Source organism: Streptomyces sp. NPDC002276 (genome assembly GCF_053891435.1).
In genome coordinates this window covers 202572-218130 of sequence record NZ_JBSFCQ010000006.1, presented here as the reverse complement: position 1 = coordinate 218130, position 15559 = coordinate 202572, and the positions used below count along the sequence as shown (strand labels likewise).

Below are 15559 nucleotides of genomic sequence, written 5' to 3'. Positions count from 1 at the left end.
GCCCGGCATGCTCCTCGGCACCTGGAATCTGGAGAACCTGTACCGCCCCGGCGGCCCGTTCGGCCCCAAGGACAAGGCCGCCTACGAGGCGAAGCTCGCCTCCCTCGCCGCCGTGATCACGGAACTGGACCCGACCCTGCTGGGCGTGCAGGAGGTCGGGGAGCCCGAGGCGCTCCAGGACCTGGCGGGGATGCTGGGCGGCGAGTGGCACATCGCCCTGTCCGCGCATCCGGACGTCCGGGGCATCCGGGTCGGCTTCCTCAGCCGTACGGAACCCCGGGTCGTCGCCGACACGAACGCGTTCCCCGCTCAGCTGCGCCCGGTGCAGTCCGACGACTCGGGCGCCGAGGAGTCGGCCACGGGGCGCGGCCTGCTGGCGGTGGAGGTCACGACGGCGACCGGGCCGTTGACGGTGGCGGTCGCCCATCTGAAGTCCAAGCTGCTGACGTACCCGGGGGACAGATTCTTCCCCCGCGACGAAGGCGAACGGGCCCGCTACGGCGCCTACGCCCTCTACCGGCGGGCCGCCGAGGCGGCGACCCTGCGGGCGCTGGCCGACGAACTGCTGGCCGGTGACGGCCGTACCCGGGACGTGGCCGTGCTCGGCGACATGAACGACGAGGTGCAGGCGGCCACCACACAGATCCTGCTCGGCCCGCCCGGCTCGGAGATCGGCACTCCCGGATACGACCGCCCGGACCAGGGCGACGCGGTCCGGCTGTGGGACGTGGCCCCGCTCATCCCCGCCGACCAGCGCTACTCCCGCATCAACTCCGGGCGCCGTGAACTGATCGACCACATCCTGGCCAGCCATCATCTGGTGCACCGGGTGACGGCGGCGGGGACCGGACTGCCCGGTGCGGAGGCGCCCCAACTGCCGTCCGTGGGACCGGATCCGGCGGCGCGGCGCGAGGCACCGGGGTCGGACCACGCGCCGGTGTGGGTGCGGGTGGAGTAGCCAGGACGGTCCAAGTGGCTATACGGCGACCGGGAGTTCGATGGCACGCAGCCCGACCCGTCCCCGCCCCCGCTCGAACTCCTCCAGCAGTTCGGTGAGTTGCTCGATGTGCCGACGGGTGAGCCGTCCCGTGTCGTCGAGGTGGACGGCGCAGGCGGTGGTGGTGTCGACGAGCCGTTCGAGGACGGCGGCGACCTCGTCGGTGCCCTCCGTGTGCCGGGCGAGGGCGGGGAGTTCGGCGGCCGAGACGGCGATGGCGCCACGGGCCTCGGCGAGCGTGCGGTAGGCCTCGCGGCGCAGCGTCCAGCGCTCGGCGCGGTCGCCGGACTCGTTCAGCACGTGCACGAGATAGGCGCGCGCGGCGTCGCCGGCGGCCGCGAGCCGCGCCCGCACTCCCCCACCGCTCTTCCCCGGCATCGGTAGATGTCCGACGATCAGGACGATCGCGCAGGCCATCAGCGTCTCGCTGATCCGTCCGGCGGAGGCCTGCGGTTCGCCGCCGACCATCACGAGCGAGAGCACGAGGACGGTGACGACGGCGGTCTGCGCGGCGAAGTGCCGGGTGGCGACGGGAATGAGCGCCCCGCTGAGCGCCACGAGCGCGATCAGCCCCTCGGGCCGGGGCAGCACGGCGGCGAACCCGGCGAAGAGGACCGCCCCCAGCACGGTCCCCGCCGCCCGGCACAGCACCCGGGAGGCGAGCGGTCCGAGGTCGGGCTTGACGAGGAAGACGGCGGTGGCGGGCAGCCAGTACCAGTGCTCGTGCAGCCCGTACCAACGGGCCTGGTGCAGCGCCTGCGCGACGGCGACACTGGCCCCGAAGCAGAGGGCGACCCGGAACCCGTACTCACGCCCTCCAGCCCCAAATGCCGTACGGAACAGATCAGTTGCGGTCCTGGGGCGGGTGTGTAGATCGCTCCCCTCGGCCTGGTCGAAGGCGTCGGCGGCGTGCAGCAGGGCGTCGTCGAGGGCGCGCAGCGCGGGCGCGGACCGGTTCGGGGCCGGCAGCGGCCCGGTGTGCGCGTTGCCGCGCACGGCGGCGGCGAGCCGTCGGGGCCCCTCCCCCGCCCGGGCGGACACGGCCTCCCCACCCCACGCGAGCGCGGTCGCGGCCTCGGCGAGCGGCAGTGCGGCGGCGTACTGCCCGTGCAGCCGCCGCTCGGCCGCGGAACTGGCGTACCGCCGCAGCCTGGGCCCGGCGAGGGCGTCCTGCGCGTGATCGAGAGCGGCGGTGAGCGCGGCGCGCCGGGCCGTCGCCTCCGGCCCACCCGTGGCGTCGAGCAGCGCGGCGATCGCGTCGTAGACGGCGGCTACGGCGTCCCGCTCGCCGTCGAAGCGGTAGTCACCGGCGATGGCGCCGGGCGTGGGCAGCGCGAGCCGCAGCCCGACGAGCCAGGCGGCCCCGGCGAGAAACGCGAGGGCCCGCTGCCAGCCCGGTTCGGGCAGGGGCATCCCGGCCCCGATGGCGGAGGCGACGAGCAGTTGCGTACCGGCGCCGGACGCGACGGGTCCGACGGCGCTGAACCCACCGGCGACCAGCCCGATCCCGGTGAGGAGCAGCGTGAGCACGACGGCTCCGACGTGCTCCCCGGCGTACGTCCCGACGAGCAGCCCCGAAGCACCTGCGAGGGCGGGCCCACCGAGCCGCTTGACGGAGGCCCGCCGACTGCCGGGCCGGTCGTTGATCCCGGCGAGCATGGCCCCCAGCGCGGCCAGCACGCCGAGGGACGTCCTGTCGACGAGCACGGCGACGAGGAGCAGCGGCCCGGCGGACAACGCCCCTCGCGTGACCGCACTCCAGGGAACCGGCCCGCGCTGGGCGCGCAGGGCGTGGGCGAGCCAGGGCGGAAGGGACAGTGCGACGGTACGACGGGACACAGGGCTCCTGTCTTGACGAGGGCGGGGTGTGCCTTCGGGCGACGGTGGCCGGGGCGGAACTGAGGCTGTGGTGTCCACGGTAGTTGGGGCGGGGGTGCGGAACGGGCGGGGCGTATTTCGGGGGCGTGAAGGTTGGGGGTGGGGGTGCTTTCTTTATGAACGCAACGCCCGGAAGACAGATTCCGCGTCGGCAACCGCGCGAGCGAGCACCTACGGTTCCGGGCGCAGGCCACCCGCCACGATGTCGTCGATCCGCCACAGCCCGGCCCGCTCCAACAACCGCTTCTCGCTCGTCACCCACTCCCCCCGCCCCGCCCCGCCAGCACACCGTGCCCGGCCTGTACGGCGGCCACGGCGAGCGCGCCGGCGACCTCGGTGAGGTTTCCCTTCGGCGCGTGGTTGGCCCGCGCGGGCGGTGCCGTGCCGGCGTTCGACGGCGGAGCGCCGCAGCTTCTCGGGATAGGCGTCGGGGCACGGCAGTTCACCTCGCAGCACACGATTGATCGCGAGTTCGGCGACCACCAAGTAGCTGGGGATTCCGGCGAGATGGAACAGCGACGGCTCCACCCGGAAGCGCCCTTTCTCCGCCTCGGCCTCCGCCAAGTCCCAGTCGCTGTCGGGCCGGTGGGTGCCCTGGGCAGGGGAACCGCCCAGGGCGACGGCTTGGACGGTGGGGAGGGCGGCGAGACGGTCGGCGGTGGCGGTGTCGAGGAACTCCGCGTCGTCACGCGTGGGCACGGCCGTGGCTCCAACTGGTCGGTCGGGGAAGGTAAGTGAAGGGAATCACTGGATCCTCAGCCCGTCGCCGCCACCCCGAAGTCCGCCCCCGAGATGCCTCCCAGCGCCTCCGTGATGCGGAGCAACGGCTCGCGCAGTGCGGTCAGTTCGGCGCGCATGGCCTCGGCCTGGGGCCAGGCGGCCTCGTGGTCGAGGGGGACGGTGCCGGCGGGGCAGCGGGCCTCGTAGGCGGCGAGGCGGGGATGCCAGGTGCTGGTGAAGGGGCGGATGGTGTCGTTGACGAGGGCGTGGGCGAGGCTCTGGACGGTCGGTGTGCCGGAGCCTCGCTCCAGACCGACGCTGTACGTGTGCAGCGTCCCGCGCGTGAAGTCGATCAGCGAATTCAGGGACGCCAGCGTCTCGCGCAGACTGCCCGTGCCGGGAGCCAGTTCCTGCACGCCGATCCGGGTGACCAGCTCGACCTGGATGCCGAAGGCGGCCATCCGCTCCGACTCACTGGATGCTGCCATGGGTGCCTCCCTCCGGCTTCCTGGGAAGGTCAGCGTAACCGGGTCGCGGCGGACGCACAGGCCGCGCGGCGGGGTTCGGAGAGGTGGGCGACGTGCTCGCGTACGTCGGTCGCCACGGCGGTGAGGTCGTCCGCCGGGGCGGGTCGGCTCGCGCCGGACGGTGTCGCTGATGCCGTCGCTGAGAAGGACGTCCCACACGGCGACTTGCCCTACTGTGGGTACCGGGGAGGCGATCATGAGAAACAGGCAGCGCAAGCGACGGCGTCCGAGCGGTCCGTCGCAGATCACGGCCAGGCTGACGATCCCGTTCGTCGGGGAGATCTCGGGAACCTGGGAACCGGCCGACGCGGAACGCAGCGCGGCCTGGGAGTTGTACCTCGAACTGGTCACCCGCGTCTCGGTCGAGGAACTCGCCGCCGACGAGGGGTTCTTGAGGGAGGCCCTGTCCTCCCTCTACACCTTCTTCGGCACCACCCGGGACATACTCCGCCGCTACGGCCCCGACATCGCCCCGCCGTTGGCCCCCGGCCACGTCAGCTTCGCCGTCCTCGCGGTCACCGTCCTCAACCGCGTCCTGCGTCCCCTGCTCGCGTCCTGGCATCCCCGCCTCGCGGCCTACGAGTCGCAGCGGCCCGAGGGCGAGGACCCGGTGGCGTGGGAGCGGGAGTGGGAACACGAGGACGCGCTGCGCCGGTCGATCTCCGAGGTGCGGAGTTCGCTGATGTCACTGGCCCGGACCTTGCAGGAGGTGGCCGGAGTCAGCGACCTCATCGACCTGCCCGCACCGCGCGATCCCGAGAACACGCCGACGGCCGCGGACGGCTGAGAGGTCGCTCTCTCGGCCGGAGAACGGGCCCTCGGGCCGATTGTCAGTGGTGCGCGCTTCAATGGAGTGGTCACTGAGAGTCACCACGGGGGAGCGGTCGATGACAGCACACAAGACCAGTGAGGATGGCGGCGACTCGCGGGCCGCACGTACGCATCTCTCGGCGGCCGGGTTGCGGGCGCGGGGATGGACGGCCGGCATGGTGCGTCAACTGCTCGGCGAACCCGATCTGTTGCGGGCCAACCCGCATGTCAGGTCGTCCCCGCCGACCCGCCTGTACTGCGTCGAGCGGGTCGAGGCCACCGAGCGGAGTGACGCGTTCCGGGCCGTCGCGGCGGCTGCCGCGCGGCGGTCCGCCGCGGCCCGGGGCGCCGCTCGGCGCAGGCGGCGGGAGGTACTGGCGCGCATCACGGCCGAGCCGATCGACGTACCGCGCCTGACCCCGCAGAGGCTGACGGCACTGGCGGTCGAGCACCGCGACCGGCAGGACGAGGAGCGGACGCGTACAGCGACGGTCGAGGGTGCCGATCACACCGCACTCGACCGGTGGAAGGTCGACTATCTGCGCCATCGCCTGACCCGCTACGACGAACTCCTGAACGGGCTGTACGGCACCACCGGCCGCGCCGCGGCGGAGGAACTGCTCCGACGCCGGCTCTACGCCGCCATCGCCGATGGCGTACCCACTCCTTGCACAGGAATGCGAACGCCGGCTGGCCGCAGTCAGCCGGTAATTCGGATGCGGGTGCCGCCGTGCACGTGATCCGCTGACGTCCAGCAGGGCGAAGCCCGCCGCCAACCCCCACCTCTGGGAGGCCCCGTGCTCGAACGCGTCACCGCCCACACCCTCTTCCCGCCACCCACGTACTCGCACGCCACCGTCGTCGAGGCCGGTACGAAGCTCGCCTTCCTCGCCGGGGCCGTTCCGCTCGACGCCGACGGCAAGGTGGTCGGTGAGGGGGACGCGGTACGACAGGCCGAGCAGGTACTCGCGAATCTGGGTGAGCAACTGCGGGCGGTCGGCAGCGACTTGGGGCATGTCGTGGCAACGGACGTGTACGTCGTGAGCAGTGAGCCCTCGGTGCTGTCCGCCGTGTGGGATGTGGTCGAGGCGTCCGGGCTGAGCGTCGGGCCGCACTCGTCCACACTCGTCGGCGTGGCCTGCCTCGGGTACACCGGGCAACTCGTGGAGATCACGGCGACGGCCGTCGTACCGCCCGCGTCGCCCGTACCGTCCACATCGTCCGCGCCATCCGCACCGGAAGAGGGGGCGCAGCCGTGAATCACGTCCCCGAGACCGACGTCACCCTCCGCCGGGCGACCGCCCCGGACGCGCGCCCCGCCGCCGATGTGTGGCTGCGGTCCTTCGCCGCCGCGCTGCCGACCGTCGTCAGCCCGCGGTCCGCCGACGACGTGCGCGACCACTTCCGGAACGTCGTCGTGCCCCTGCGCGAGGTCTGGGTGGCCGACGCGGCTGACAGCGGCGGAATCGTGGGGGTGATGGTGCTCAACGGCGATCTGCTGTCGCAGCTCTACCTCGACCCGGACTGGCGCGGGCGCGGCCTCGGCGACCGGTGCGTGGAACTGGCCAAGGAGCGGAGTCCGAAGGGGTTGCACCTGTGGACCTTCCAGGTCAACAGGCCCGCCCACCGGTTCTACGAGCGGCACGGCTTCGTTGCCGTCGAGTTCACGGACGGCAGCACCAACGAGGAGCGGGAGCCGGACGTGCGGTATGTGTGGGAGCCCGAGTCGTAGGTCAGGGGCCTGTCAGGGGCCTGTGTTGCGGGCCAGTTCCAGGGCGTACGTCGGCCACCACCGGCCCGCCGCCGGACCGCCCCGGCAGGTGCCGTCGGACTCGCCTGGGCGTTTGATCCACAGGTAGGCGTCGAGGAGCGGGTTGCCTGTGCGGGTCGTCGGCGGGGTGCCCAGGGCGCGGCCGGGCGGATTGCACCAGGAGTCGGTGCCGGCGTAGGGGCCGTTGCCGTTGCGGCTGGTGTCGATGACGTAGTGCGTGTCGGCGAGGTCCTTGGAGAGCTGGTCGCCGTATGTCGAACTCGCCTTGTTCGTCTGGAAGTTGGAGACGTTCAGGGCGACCCCGTCGGCTCGGGCGACGCCGGACGCCTTCAGCGCGTCGACCAGTCGCCAGGCCTCGGGGATCCAGCCGGAGTTGCCGGCGTCGAGGTAGACGCGGGTGTGCAGTTGGCGTTTGAGGCGGTCGACGGCGTAGGCGAGCAGGGCGTATCGGTCGTTCGCCACGACCCGGGTGCAGCCGGCGACCACCTGGGCGACGGCGTCCGGTTCGACGATGACGTAGGCGCCCCGGTCGCCGAGGGCGGTCGCGAACTCGTCGATCCAGGTGCGGTAGACGGTCGCGGTGGGGGCGCCGCCCAGCGAGTACTGGCCGCAGTCGCGGTTCGGGATGTAGTACGCCACGAGTACGGCGGTCTGTCCGGCGCGGGCGGCGGCGGTGGTGCGGGCGCGGACGACCGGGCCGGGGTTGGGGCCGTTCAGCCACTCGGCCTCGGGTCTGGCGGCGATGCGGTCCATCAGCGTGGCGTCGGCTGTTCGGCCGTCCTCGCGCCAGGTGGCCGCCTGGCGCGCGGCGCGCGAGTCGGGGGTGGTCCAGAAGGGTTCCGGTACGTCGCGGGTCGCCCCGGCACAGCAGAGTCCCGCGAGGAGCGTGGCGAGGAGGGCTCGCTGTACCGGTGTGGGCAAGGGAGGCTCCGTTCTTGCCGGTGAGGGCTCGTCCTTCCGGGAGTTTGCGGGGCACGCTTCCACGAGTCGCCGTAACGCCGGTCAGGTCGCTGCAAGATCACCCCTACGGATGCGCTGTCGAGAGTGCCGCGATGTGTTGTTCGGCGGGTGCGGCGCCGTCGTGGCTTGTCGCGCCCACGCGGAGGAGCCGCAAATCGATACGGCCCGGCGCCCCTAAAAACCTCCACCCCAGGCTCGTTTCTTGGGCACCGGGCTCGCATAACTCCCCGCCCTGCTCGTCCTCAATCCCAACCCCACCAGCGACTCCGCGAGTTTCACCGCCGCGCCGACCCCGTCGACCACCGGCAGCCCCAGCTTCTCCCCCACCGCCCGTTGGAGGCCCGTCATCCCCGCGCAGCCCAGGACCAGCACCTCGGCCCCGGCCGCGCACGCCCGTTCCGCCGCCGCGAGGAACGCCGCCTCCGTACGGTCCTCGTCGCCGCCGAGGTCGAGGACGCTCAGCCCCGTGCCCACCACCGCCGCGCAGTTGCGGCCCACCCCGGCCAGTTCCAGGCTGTCCTCGATCTGGCCGCACGAGCGTTCCAGCGTGGTGACGACGCCGTAGCGGCGGCCCAGCAGACAGGCCAGATGGGCAGCCGCCTCGGTGATGTCGACGACCGGTACGTCCACCAACTCCCGGACGCCTTCCCGTCCGTGCTCCCCGAAGCCGGCCATGACGACCGCGTCGTAGGACGGGCCGTCGTAGGTCCGCAGCAGGTCCATGACGGCCGCGGCCGAGAGGTAACTGTCGAGCCAGCCCTCCGCGGACTCGGGGCCCCACGCGGGGGTCAGTCCGGTCACGGTGGTGCCCGGGCCTGCGGCGGCCCGGGCACCTCGTACGATCTCCTCGGTCATCTCCTGCGTGGTGTTGCAGTTGGTGACGACGATGCGCACTCCGCTCAGACCTCCACCGGCTCGGGGGCGGCGGGCTCGGCGGCGGCGCGGTCGCTGCGGCAGATCAGCAGGTACAGGCCGGCGCCCAGGGCCGTACCGATGAACCACGAGTACGGGGCGACGTCGCTGAACGTCTTCACGAGTGCGAGTACGGCCGCGACGCCCGCCGAGGGCAGGAACGCCCACAGGGCCTTGGGGTTGACGCCCCTGCGGTAGTAGTAGCGGGAGCCGGGGGTCGCGTCGAAGAGTTCTTGGACGTCGACACGGCCGCGCTTGACCCAGTAGTAGTCGACCATGATCACGCCGAACAGCGGGCCCAGGAAGGCGCCGAGGCCGCCGAGGAAGTAGTTGACGACCGTGGGGTTGGAGAACAGGTTCCACGGGGTGACGACCAGCGCGGCGACCATGCTGATCATGCCGCCGATCCTGAAGGTGATCTTCTGCGGCCAGACGTTGGCCAGGTCGTACGCCGGGGAGACGAAGTTGGCGACGATGTTGACGCCCATGGTGGCGACGGCGAACGTGAACGCGCCCAGCACCATCACCCAGGTGTTGCCGACCTTGGCCACCAACTCGGCCGGATCCGTGATGGCTTGGCCCCAGACCTCCAGCGAACCGGCCGTGACGATCACCGAAACGACCACGAACGCCGTGGAGTTGATGGGCAGACCCCAGAAGTTGCCTCGGCGGACGGTCTTGTAGTCGGGTGCGAAGCGGGAGAAGTCGCAGAAGTTGAGCATCAGCGTGCCGTAGGTCGCGAGGATCAGGCCGATCGCGCCGAACCACTGGCGCCACTGCTCGCCGAACGAGACCGGGTGCGGGGTGGAGGTCAGCGAGATCGACCAACCGGCCTTCGCCAGCACCCAGATGGCCAGCGCGATCATCACCAGCCAGATCGCCGGGCCGCAGAAGTCCTGGAACTTCCGTACGGATTCCATGCCTTGGCTGATGATCACCGCCTGGATCAGCCACAGGGACACGAACGAGACCCAGCCGAGGGCGTCAAGTCCCAGGAAGGAGTGGTGAGTCCAGGACTCCAGGCCCGGCCAGGCGGCCAGCAGCATCACGTTGACGGCGACGGAGGCCAGATAGGTCTGGATGCCGTACCACATGATGGCGATCACGGCCCGGATCAGGGCCGGGATGTTGGCGCCCCACACGCCGAAGCTGATGCGGCTGACGACCGGGAACGGGACGCCGTGCGCCTGCCCGATCCTCCCCATCCAGTTCATGCCGACGTAGATGAGCACGAAGCCGACGAGGAGCGAGGTGAAGACCTGCCAGACGTTCATGCCGAGCACCAACAGGCCTGCGGCGAACGTGTAGTTGCCGAGGTTGTGGACGTCCGACATCCACATGGCGAAGAGGTCGAAGACCTTCCAGTTGCGCTTGTCGGCGGGGGCGAGGTCTTCGTTGGTGAGCCGGGGGTCGGGGACGAACGCTGGTGTGCCGGTGACTACGGCACGGTCGGCGAGTGACACGGGGGCCTCCAGGGCGAGGGGACGGGAGAGCGCGGAGGGCGTGGGGGGCGGGAGGGGAACAGGCGTGGGCGGGACGGCTTCCGGTGTCGTTTGGTATACCAAACTGCCGTCATGGTCCTCCCGTCAACGGTTCCGACCGATGTCACCACTGTTAACGCTCCGTAAAAGACACCCGGAGTCGGCGAAGATGGCTCCATGAGCTCCATGACAGCGAAGATCGAACCCCTCGGGGCGGTGCGCGAACGCGTCCTGGCGACCCTGCGGCAGGACATCATCGCCGGTCGTCTCCGTCCCGGAGACCGGCTGGTGGAACGCGAGCTGGCCGAACGCTTCGGTGTCTCGCGCGTGCCGGTCCGGGAGGCGATCCGGGCCCTGGTGGCGGAGGGCTTCGTCCTGTTCGAGTCGGCCCGCCGTACGGTCGTACGACGGCTGACCCCGACCGACGTCAAGGAGCTGTTCGAGCTGCGCGAGGCGCTGGAGGTGTACGCGGCCGGGCTCGCCGCGACCCGCGCCACCCCTCAAGCACTCGCCGAACTACGGGAGTTGCTGGACAGCGCGGCCGAGGCCACCCGGTCCGACGACGCCGAGGCCATCACCGACGTCAACACCCGCTTCCACGACCGCATTCTGGCCCTGGCCGGCAACAGCCTGCTGATCTCGGTCATGGAACCGGTCGACGGCCGACTGCGCTGGCTCACCCGGCAGAACGAGGAGTGGCCCCAACTCCTCACCGAGCACGAGGAGTTGTACGCGGCGATCGCCTCCGGCGACCCGGACCGAGCCCGCGCCCACGCCCTCAGCCACGTCCAGGCGAACTACCGCTCCACGGTGCGCCATCTTTTCGGCACCGCAGGGGATCAACTGGGCTGACGGCGGGCGTACTTGTCCGTCGCCGCCACCAGCGCCTCCGCGACACCGGGCGCGCTCGCGTTGTGCCCGGCCTCGTCCACGATCACCAACTCGCTGCCGGGCCAGGCATGGTGCAGCCGCCAGGCGCAACCGACAAGGTTGCCGAGGTCGAGGCTGCCTTGGACGAGGGTGCCGGGGATGCCCTTGAGCAGGTGCGCGTCCCGGAGTACGACGCCCTCGTCGTTGCCCTCGCCGAGAAAGTGGTCGTTGCCGAAGTAGTGCGTGACGGTGCGGGCGAAGCACATGCGGAACTTCGGGTCCTCGTACCGCTTTTCGGAGCGCGGCGGGGCGGGGATGATCGCCGTCTCCCAGTCGGTCCACGCACGCGCCGCCCGCTCCCGCACCGCCAGGTCGGGGGACTCGATGAGCCGGTTGTAGGCGGCGGCGAGGTTCCCGTCGCGCTCCCCCACGGGCAGTTCACCGATGAACCGCTCGAAGGCCTCGGGGAAGATTTTCCCAAGTCCCCTGGTCAGCAAGGCCACTTCCGGATCGGAACCGGTGGCCACGCAGGTCAGCACCAGCTCCGACACCGCCCCGGGATGCGTCTGCGCGTACCGCAGTCCGAGCACCGAGCCCCACGACGCGCCCCACACCAGCCACCGTTCGATCCCCAAGTGCCGCCGCAGCAGCTCCAGATCGGCGATCAGATGAGCCGTCGTGTTCACGCTCATGTCGGTGTCGTAGCGGCTCGCGTGCGGGGTGGAACGTCCGCAGCCGCGCTGGTCGAGCAGCACGATCCGGTAGACGGCGGGATCGAAGTAGCGCCGGGGGTAGGGGGAACAGCCCGATCCCGGACCGCCGTGCAGCACGACCGCCGGCTTGCCGTGCGGGTTTCCGCAGGTCTCCCAGTGGACGAGGTTGCCGTCTCCGACGTCGAGCATGCCGTGGTCGTACGGTTCGATCTCCGGATACAGGCCCATCCGGCGACCCTAACGTCCGCCGCGAATCCCCTGCCACACGTTATGGCGCGGCGGTCGGCAGCCCCGCCGCCCCGGCCGCCGTGCGCAGCACGTCCCGCAGCATCGCGGGGGTGAGCTTCCCGGTGAAGGTGTTGCGCTGGCTGACGTGGAAGCAGCCGAAGAGGTCGAGGCCGTCGAGCGGCACCCGCACCCCGTGCCCGAACGCCGGTCGCGGCTTCGGCACGGCCCATCCCGCCGCCGCGAACGCGGGCAGCGCGGCCTGCCAGCCGAAGCCGCCGAGCACGATCGCGGCCTTCAACGTCGGCCGCAGCAGCGTCAGTTCGTCGACGAGCCAGGAACGGCAGGTGTCGCGCTCCTCGGGGGTGGGCTTGTTGGCGGGCGGTGCGCAGCGCACCGGCGAGGTGATGCGCACGCCGTACAGCTCCAGGCCGTCGTCGGCACTCACGGCGGTCGGCTGCGAGGCGAGACCCACGTCGTACAGGGCCTCGTACAGGACGTCCCCGGAGCGATCACCCGTGAACATGCGGCCGGTCCGGTTCGCACCGTGCGCGGCCGGGGCGAGGCCGATGATCAGCAGGGGTGCGTCGGCGGGACCGAAGCCGGGTACCGGGCGGCCCCAGTACGTCCAGTCGGCGAAGGCCGCGCGTTTGGTGCGGGCGACCTCCTCACGCCAGGCGACCAGCCGGGGACAGGCCCGGCAGCCGGTGATCCCGCGATCGAGGTCGGACAGGTTCATCCCCTCACCGTACGGGCTCCGGCGATCACCGCACGGGCTCCGGCGAACATCGCAAGGGCTTCGGCGATCACCGCGCGGGCTCCGGTGCCGACCGGGCAGAGCACCGGGCGGCCGCGGATCGGCCGATCACCCCGACCGGCGGCGTCGGCAACCGCCACTGCCCGATGTCCCCCGGGGACTAAAATCGGCGCATGGCTTCCGAGGGCGTGCACGAGAGCGACGACGTGAGCGATGACGTGAGCGACGAGACCGACGACCATCGCCCCGCGCCCGAACCGCGGGGCGATGCCGTGGCCGCCGCCGTTGCCGCCGGTCCCTCGAACGGCGAGAGCGTCCGCGTCGACAGCTGGATCTGGTCCGTCCGTCTGGTCAAGACCCGTTCCATGGGCGCCGCCGCCTGCAAGGGCGGCCACGTCCGCGTCAACGGCGAGCGGGTGAAGCCCGCCCACTCCGTCCGCGTCGGCGACGAGGTACGCCTGCGCCACGAGGGCCGGGAGCGGATCGTTGTCGTGAAGCGCGTCATCCGCAAGCGGGTCGGCCCTCCCGTCGCCGCCGAGTGCTACGTGGACAACTCCCCGCCGCCCCCGCCCCGCGAGACCGTGGCCCCGGCCGGTGTCCGCGACCGCGGCACCGGCCGCCCCACCAAGCGCGACCGCCGCGAACTGGAACGCCTGCGCGATCTGCCCACCTCCGGCTCCCCCGGCGAAACGCCCGATCCGCACCGCGGAGCACACGGCACCGCCCGCCACAACACCCGCCGGGGCACGCAACGGTGAGATCGGACGCGGGTCACAGCCGTCGGGGCAGTCGCGGCACCTCCCCGTGCTGCCCGCCCTCAGACCGTCAGTCCATCGGCACCGCCCGCACCCACACCCGGTCCGGTGTCAGATAGCTGTCCACCTTCAGTCCCGCCTCCGCCAGCGCCTCCTCGAACTGATCCTTCGTCAACGGCCGGGCCAGGAACGTCTGGGTCCAGACCGCGTCCGGGAACACATACTCCGCGCGCACCGAGTTGACCCCGTCCCCGACCGGCTCCGCCGACACCATCCGTAGGGTGAAGCCGCTGGGGTCGACCCGCTCGCGCGGCAGATTCAAGTGGTAGTCCTCGCCCTCCCGCTGGATCAGCACGCAGCCGCCCGCCGCGACATGCCGTACGCAGGTCCTCAGCAGTCCGCGCCGCACCTCCTCGTCTCCGGCGTGCACCAGGAACGACGCCAGCATCACGACGTCGAAGGTCTCGCCCAGGTCGAGATTCTCGATGGGGCTGCATATCGTGCGCGCGCCCCGGATCCGCTCCAGCATCTCGGCGGACTCGTCGACCGCCGTGACCGTGAACCCGCGCTCCAGGAGGGGGTGGGTCACCCGTCCCACCCCGCTGCCCAGCTCCAGGACGCGCGCGCCCGCCGGCACGGCCGCCGTGATGATGTCCGGCTCCGCTCCCACGGGCAGCCGTGAATACAGCTCCACCGCGCAGCCGTCCGGGGTGATCGCCCCGGGTCCTGTCCCCTCGTACCCCTCACGCATTTCGAGTCGCATGCCCGTCAAACGGCTCGCGACCGCACGCCCGTTCCCGACTCGCACTGGTTCACCCGTACGAGTCAATTCCCTTGGGAGAGGCAACCGTTGGGGCGGAACCCGCTGGACCCGGACGGCGGGCCCGGCTCAGAGCGGGAACCAGCCGTGCCCGAGGTACCAGTGCCCGCCCGCCCGCAGATGGTCGCCGACGGCCCGCTCCACGGAGGTGCGCCGAGGCAGGGTCGCCACCGGCAGTGCGGGGTTGCCGAACACGAACTGGACCGGATCGCCGTCGGTCGGCTCCGTGTCGTCGTAGGCCACCCGGAACCGTTCCTGGAAGTGGACGATGTTCGAGTCGGCGGGCAGGTGTTGCTTCAACTGCCGGTCCAGCAGCCAGGAGTGACAGACCGCGATCGCGTGGTGTTCCTCGGGGAAGTGCCGGGCGAAGAACGGGCGGGCCAGCTCCAGCGAGCGGTCGTAGGCGGTCGGCGAGAGCGGTCCTTGGAAGTCGGGGATGTGCAGGTTCAGGCAGGGCGATCCGGGCTCGACGTCCAGCCCGGCCGCCTTGAGCGCCTGTGCGGTGCGCTCGCCCAGCCGTGCACGTTCGTACTGAAGTCGCCCCAGTTGGTACAGCTCGCCGCGGAAGTGCGGGACGAGCCACTGCGGGAACGGCAGGCCTCCCCCGCCGAACCGTTTGTGGTGCACCGCGATGTTGCGTCCCAGGTCGGCGAGGGTGCGCCGGGAGACGTCCGCGGGGATGCCGCGTTCGCGGTGGTACGCGTGCGTGGCGGGCAGCGCGGCGACGAACACGTACACCGAGAAGTAGGGGCCGATCTCGGGTGGGGCCTCGGGCAGCCGGGCGAGGAGCAGCTCGGTGAGCCGGGTCCAGTGGCCGTGCTCCCCGATGTCCTTCACCAGTTCCCCGACACACTCCTCCAGGAGCTCTACCGCATCGGGGTCGCGCGCCAACACCCGGCGCAGTCGGACCAGTTCGTTGATGTCCTCGTGGGGTACGGCGAGGTCGAGCAGGACCTCGGGCAGTTCGTCGGCGTCCGGCAGCACAGTGCGCTTCCCCTCCCTGTCGGGTCTCTACCTGTGGAGAACGTCCGACCCGAAGAGTACGTTGCAAGGAGGAGTAGTGATCCGGATATGCGTACGGGCAGTGAGCCGACGACAGCGCGCAGTCCGCTGCGGGCGCGGTTCTGGCTGAGCGTGTGGGGGCTGGTCTGGACGATCTTCGGCACGGCCGCGTTCGCACTCGCCGGGCGCCCCGGCTGGGCGGCGGCCTGCGGGGTCCTGTGGCTGATCGTCACGGTCGACATGGCCATGATCCTCAGACATATGCGCCAGGGCCCGCACTACCAGCCGGGCCCCGACATCCCGCCGTACCGACCGCCGGAGCACCGCCACCCCTGACCGACTGACCGACTCGCGCGCGGGG

At 71.5% G+C, this 15559-nt stretch carries 17 protein-coding genes and 1 pseudogene; 8 read left to right on the top strand and 10 right to left on the bottom strand.

The features are described 5' to 3' along the window. Positions 1-7: 7 nt before the first annotated feature. Positions 8-958, top strand: a complete 951-nt coding sequence (locus ACWIHT_RS17835) for an endonuclease/exonuclease/phosphatase family protein (RefSeq protein ID WP_456169055.1) — start codon at positions 8-10, stop codon at positions 956-958. 18 nt (positions 959-976) lie between these two features. Here the strand turns inward: ACWIHT_RS17835 and ACWIHT_RS17830 are convergent, their stop codons facing one another. The 3 genes and pseudogenes from ACWIHT_RS17830 to ACWIHT_RS17820 all read right to left on the bottom strand — a co-directional run bounded on the left by ACWIHT_RS17830 (position 977) and on the right by ACWIHT_RS17820 (position 4083). Next, entirely contained in the window at positions 977-2836 is a 1860-nt protein-coding gene (locus ACWIHT_RS17830; RefSeq protein ID WP_456169054.1) for an FUSC family protein, read from the bottom strand. Between the two features lie 210 nt (positions 2837-3046). Further along, positions 3047-3574, bottom strand: a pseudogene (locus ACWIHT_RS17825) (hypothetical protein). Positions 3575-3630: 56 nt separating this feature from the next. After that, complete coding sequence (locus ACWIHT_RS17820; protein WP_456169053.1) at positions 3631-4083, bottom strand: hypothetical protein; 453 nt, start codon at positions 4081-4083, stop codon at positions 3631-3633. Between the two features lie 235 nt (positions 4084-4318). Between ACWIHT_RS17820 and ACWIHT_RS17815 the strand changes: the two genes are divergently transcribed. The 4 genes from ACWIHT_RS17815 to ACWIHT_RS17800 all read left to right on the top strand — a co-directional run bounded on the left by ACWIHT_RS17815 (position 4319) and on the right by ACWIHT_RS17800 (position 6664). Beyond that, on the top strand, positions 4319-4909 hold the full coding sequence (locus ACWIHT_RS17815) for a hypothetical protein (RefSeq protein ID WP_456169052.1): 591 nt from the start codon (positions 4319-4321) through the stop codon (positions 4907-4909). A gap of 100 nt (positions 4910-5009) precedes the next feature. Continuing rightward, entirely contained in the window at positions 5010-5672 is a 663-nt protein-coding gene (locus ACWIHT_RS17810; RefSeq protein WP_456169051.1) for a hypothetical protein, read from the top strand. A 57-nt stretch (positions 5673-5729) separates the two neighbouring features. Next, the gene (locus ACWIHT_RS17805; protein WP_456169050.1) at positions 5730-6191 is read left to right on the top strand and encodes a RidA family protein; all 462 of its coding nucleotides are present in this window, start codon (positions 5730-5732) and stop codon (positions 6189-6191) included. Beyond that, on the top strand, positions 6188-6664 hold the full coding sequence (locus ACWIHT_RS17800) for an N-acetyltransferase family protein (RefSeq protein ID WP_456169049.1): 477 nt from the start codon (positions 6188-6190) through the stop codon (positions 6662-6664). The genes ACWIHT_RS17805 and ACWIHT_RS17800 overlap by 4 nt, the downstream gene beginning before the upstream one ends. Before the next feature lie 12 nt (positions 6665-6676). Here the strand turns inward: ACWIHT_RS17800 and ACWIHT_RS17795 are convergent, their stop codons facing one another. The 3 genes from ACWIHT_RS17795 to ACWIHT_RS17785 all read right to left on the bottom strand — a co-directional run bounded on the left by ACWIHT_RS17795 (position 6677) and on the right by ACWIHT_RS17785 (position 10038). Further along, positions 6677-7624, bottom strand: coding sequence for a glycoside hydrolase family 6 protein (locus tag ACWIHT_RS17795; RefSeq protein ID WP_456169048.1), 948 nt, complete (start codon positions 7622-7624; stop codon positions 6677-6679). A 213-nt stretch (positions 7625-7837) separates the two neighbouring features. After that, complete coding sequence (locus ACWIHT_RS17790) at positions 7838-8557, bottom strand: aspartate/glutamate racemase family protein (RefSeq protein WP_456169047.1); 720 nt, start codon at positions 8555-8557, stop codon at positions 7838-7840. A 5-nt stretch (positions 8558-8562) separates the two neighbouring features. Next, positions 8563-10038, bottom strand: a complete 1476-nt coding sequence (locus ACWIHT_RS17785) for an NCS1 family nucleobase:cation symporter-1 (protein ID WP_456169046.1) — start codon at positions 10036-10038, stop codon at positions 8563-8565. A gap of 195 nt (positions 10039-10233) precedes the next feature. Here ACWIHT_RS17785 and ACWIHT_RS17780 point away from each other — a divergent pair, with 195 nt between their 5' ends. Further along, positions 10234-10908: a GntR family transcriptional regulator gene (locus ACWIHT_RS17780; RefSeq protein ID WP_456169045.1), complete on the top strand. Its 675-nt coding sequence runs from the start codon at positions 10234-10236 to the stop codon at positions 10906-10908. Here the strand turns inward: ACWIHT_RS17780 and pip are convergent. Then, complete coding sequence (gene pip, locus ACWIHT_RS17775; protein ID WP_456169044.1) at positions 10896-11867, bottom strand: prolyl aminopeptidase; 972 nt, start codon at positions 11865-11867, stop codon at positions 10896-10898. The two genes, ACWIHT_RS17780 and pip, sit on opposite strands and share 13 nt — an antisense overlap. 40 nt (positions 11868-11907) lie before the next feature. Continuing rightward, the gene (locus ACWIHT_RS17770; RefSeq protein WP_456169043.1) at positions 11908-12603 is read right to left on the bottom strand and encodes a uracil-DNA glycosylase; all 696 of its coding nucleotides are present in this window, start codon (positions 12601-12603) and stop codon (positions 11908-11910) included. A 191-nt stretch (positions 12604-12794) separates the two neighbouring features. Between ACWIHT_RS17770 and ACWIHT_RS17765 the strand changes: the two genes are divergently transcribed. After that, complete coding sequence (locus ACWIHT_RS17765; protein ID WP_456169042.1) at positions 12795-13379, top strand: RNA-binding S4 domain-containing protein; 585 nt, start codon at positions 12795-12797, stop codon at positions 13377-13379. Positions 13380-13446: 67 nt separating this feature from the next. On the opposite strand, the gene ACWIHT_RS17760 is transcribed toward ACWIHT_RS17765, so the two are convergent. Beyond that, positions 13447-14127 (bottom strand): class I SAM-dependent methyltransferase, encoded by a 681-nt coding sequence (locus tag ACWIHT_RS17760; protein ID WP_456169275.1) that lies wholly within the window; start codon positions 14125-14127, stop codon positions 13447-13449. Between the two features lie 138 nt (positions 14128-14265). Then, on the bottom strand, positions 14266-15180 hold the full coding sequence (locus ACWIHT_RS17755) for an acyltransferase domain-containing protein (protein WP_456169041.1): 915 nt from the start codon (positions 15178-15180) through the stop codon (positions 14266-14268). A gap of 87 nt (positions 15181-15267) precedes the next feature. On the opposite strand from ACWIHT_RS17755, the gene ACWIHT_RS17750 reads away from it, so the two are divergent. Then, on the top strand, positions 15268-15534 hold the full coding sequence (locus ACWIHT_RS17750) for a DUF6343 family protein (protein ID WP_456169040.1): 267 nt from the start codon (positions 15268-15270) through the stop codon (positions 15532-15534). Positions 15535-15559: the final 25 nt, after the last annotated feature.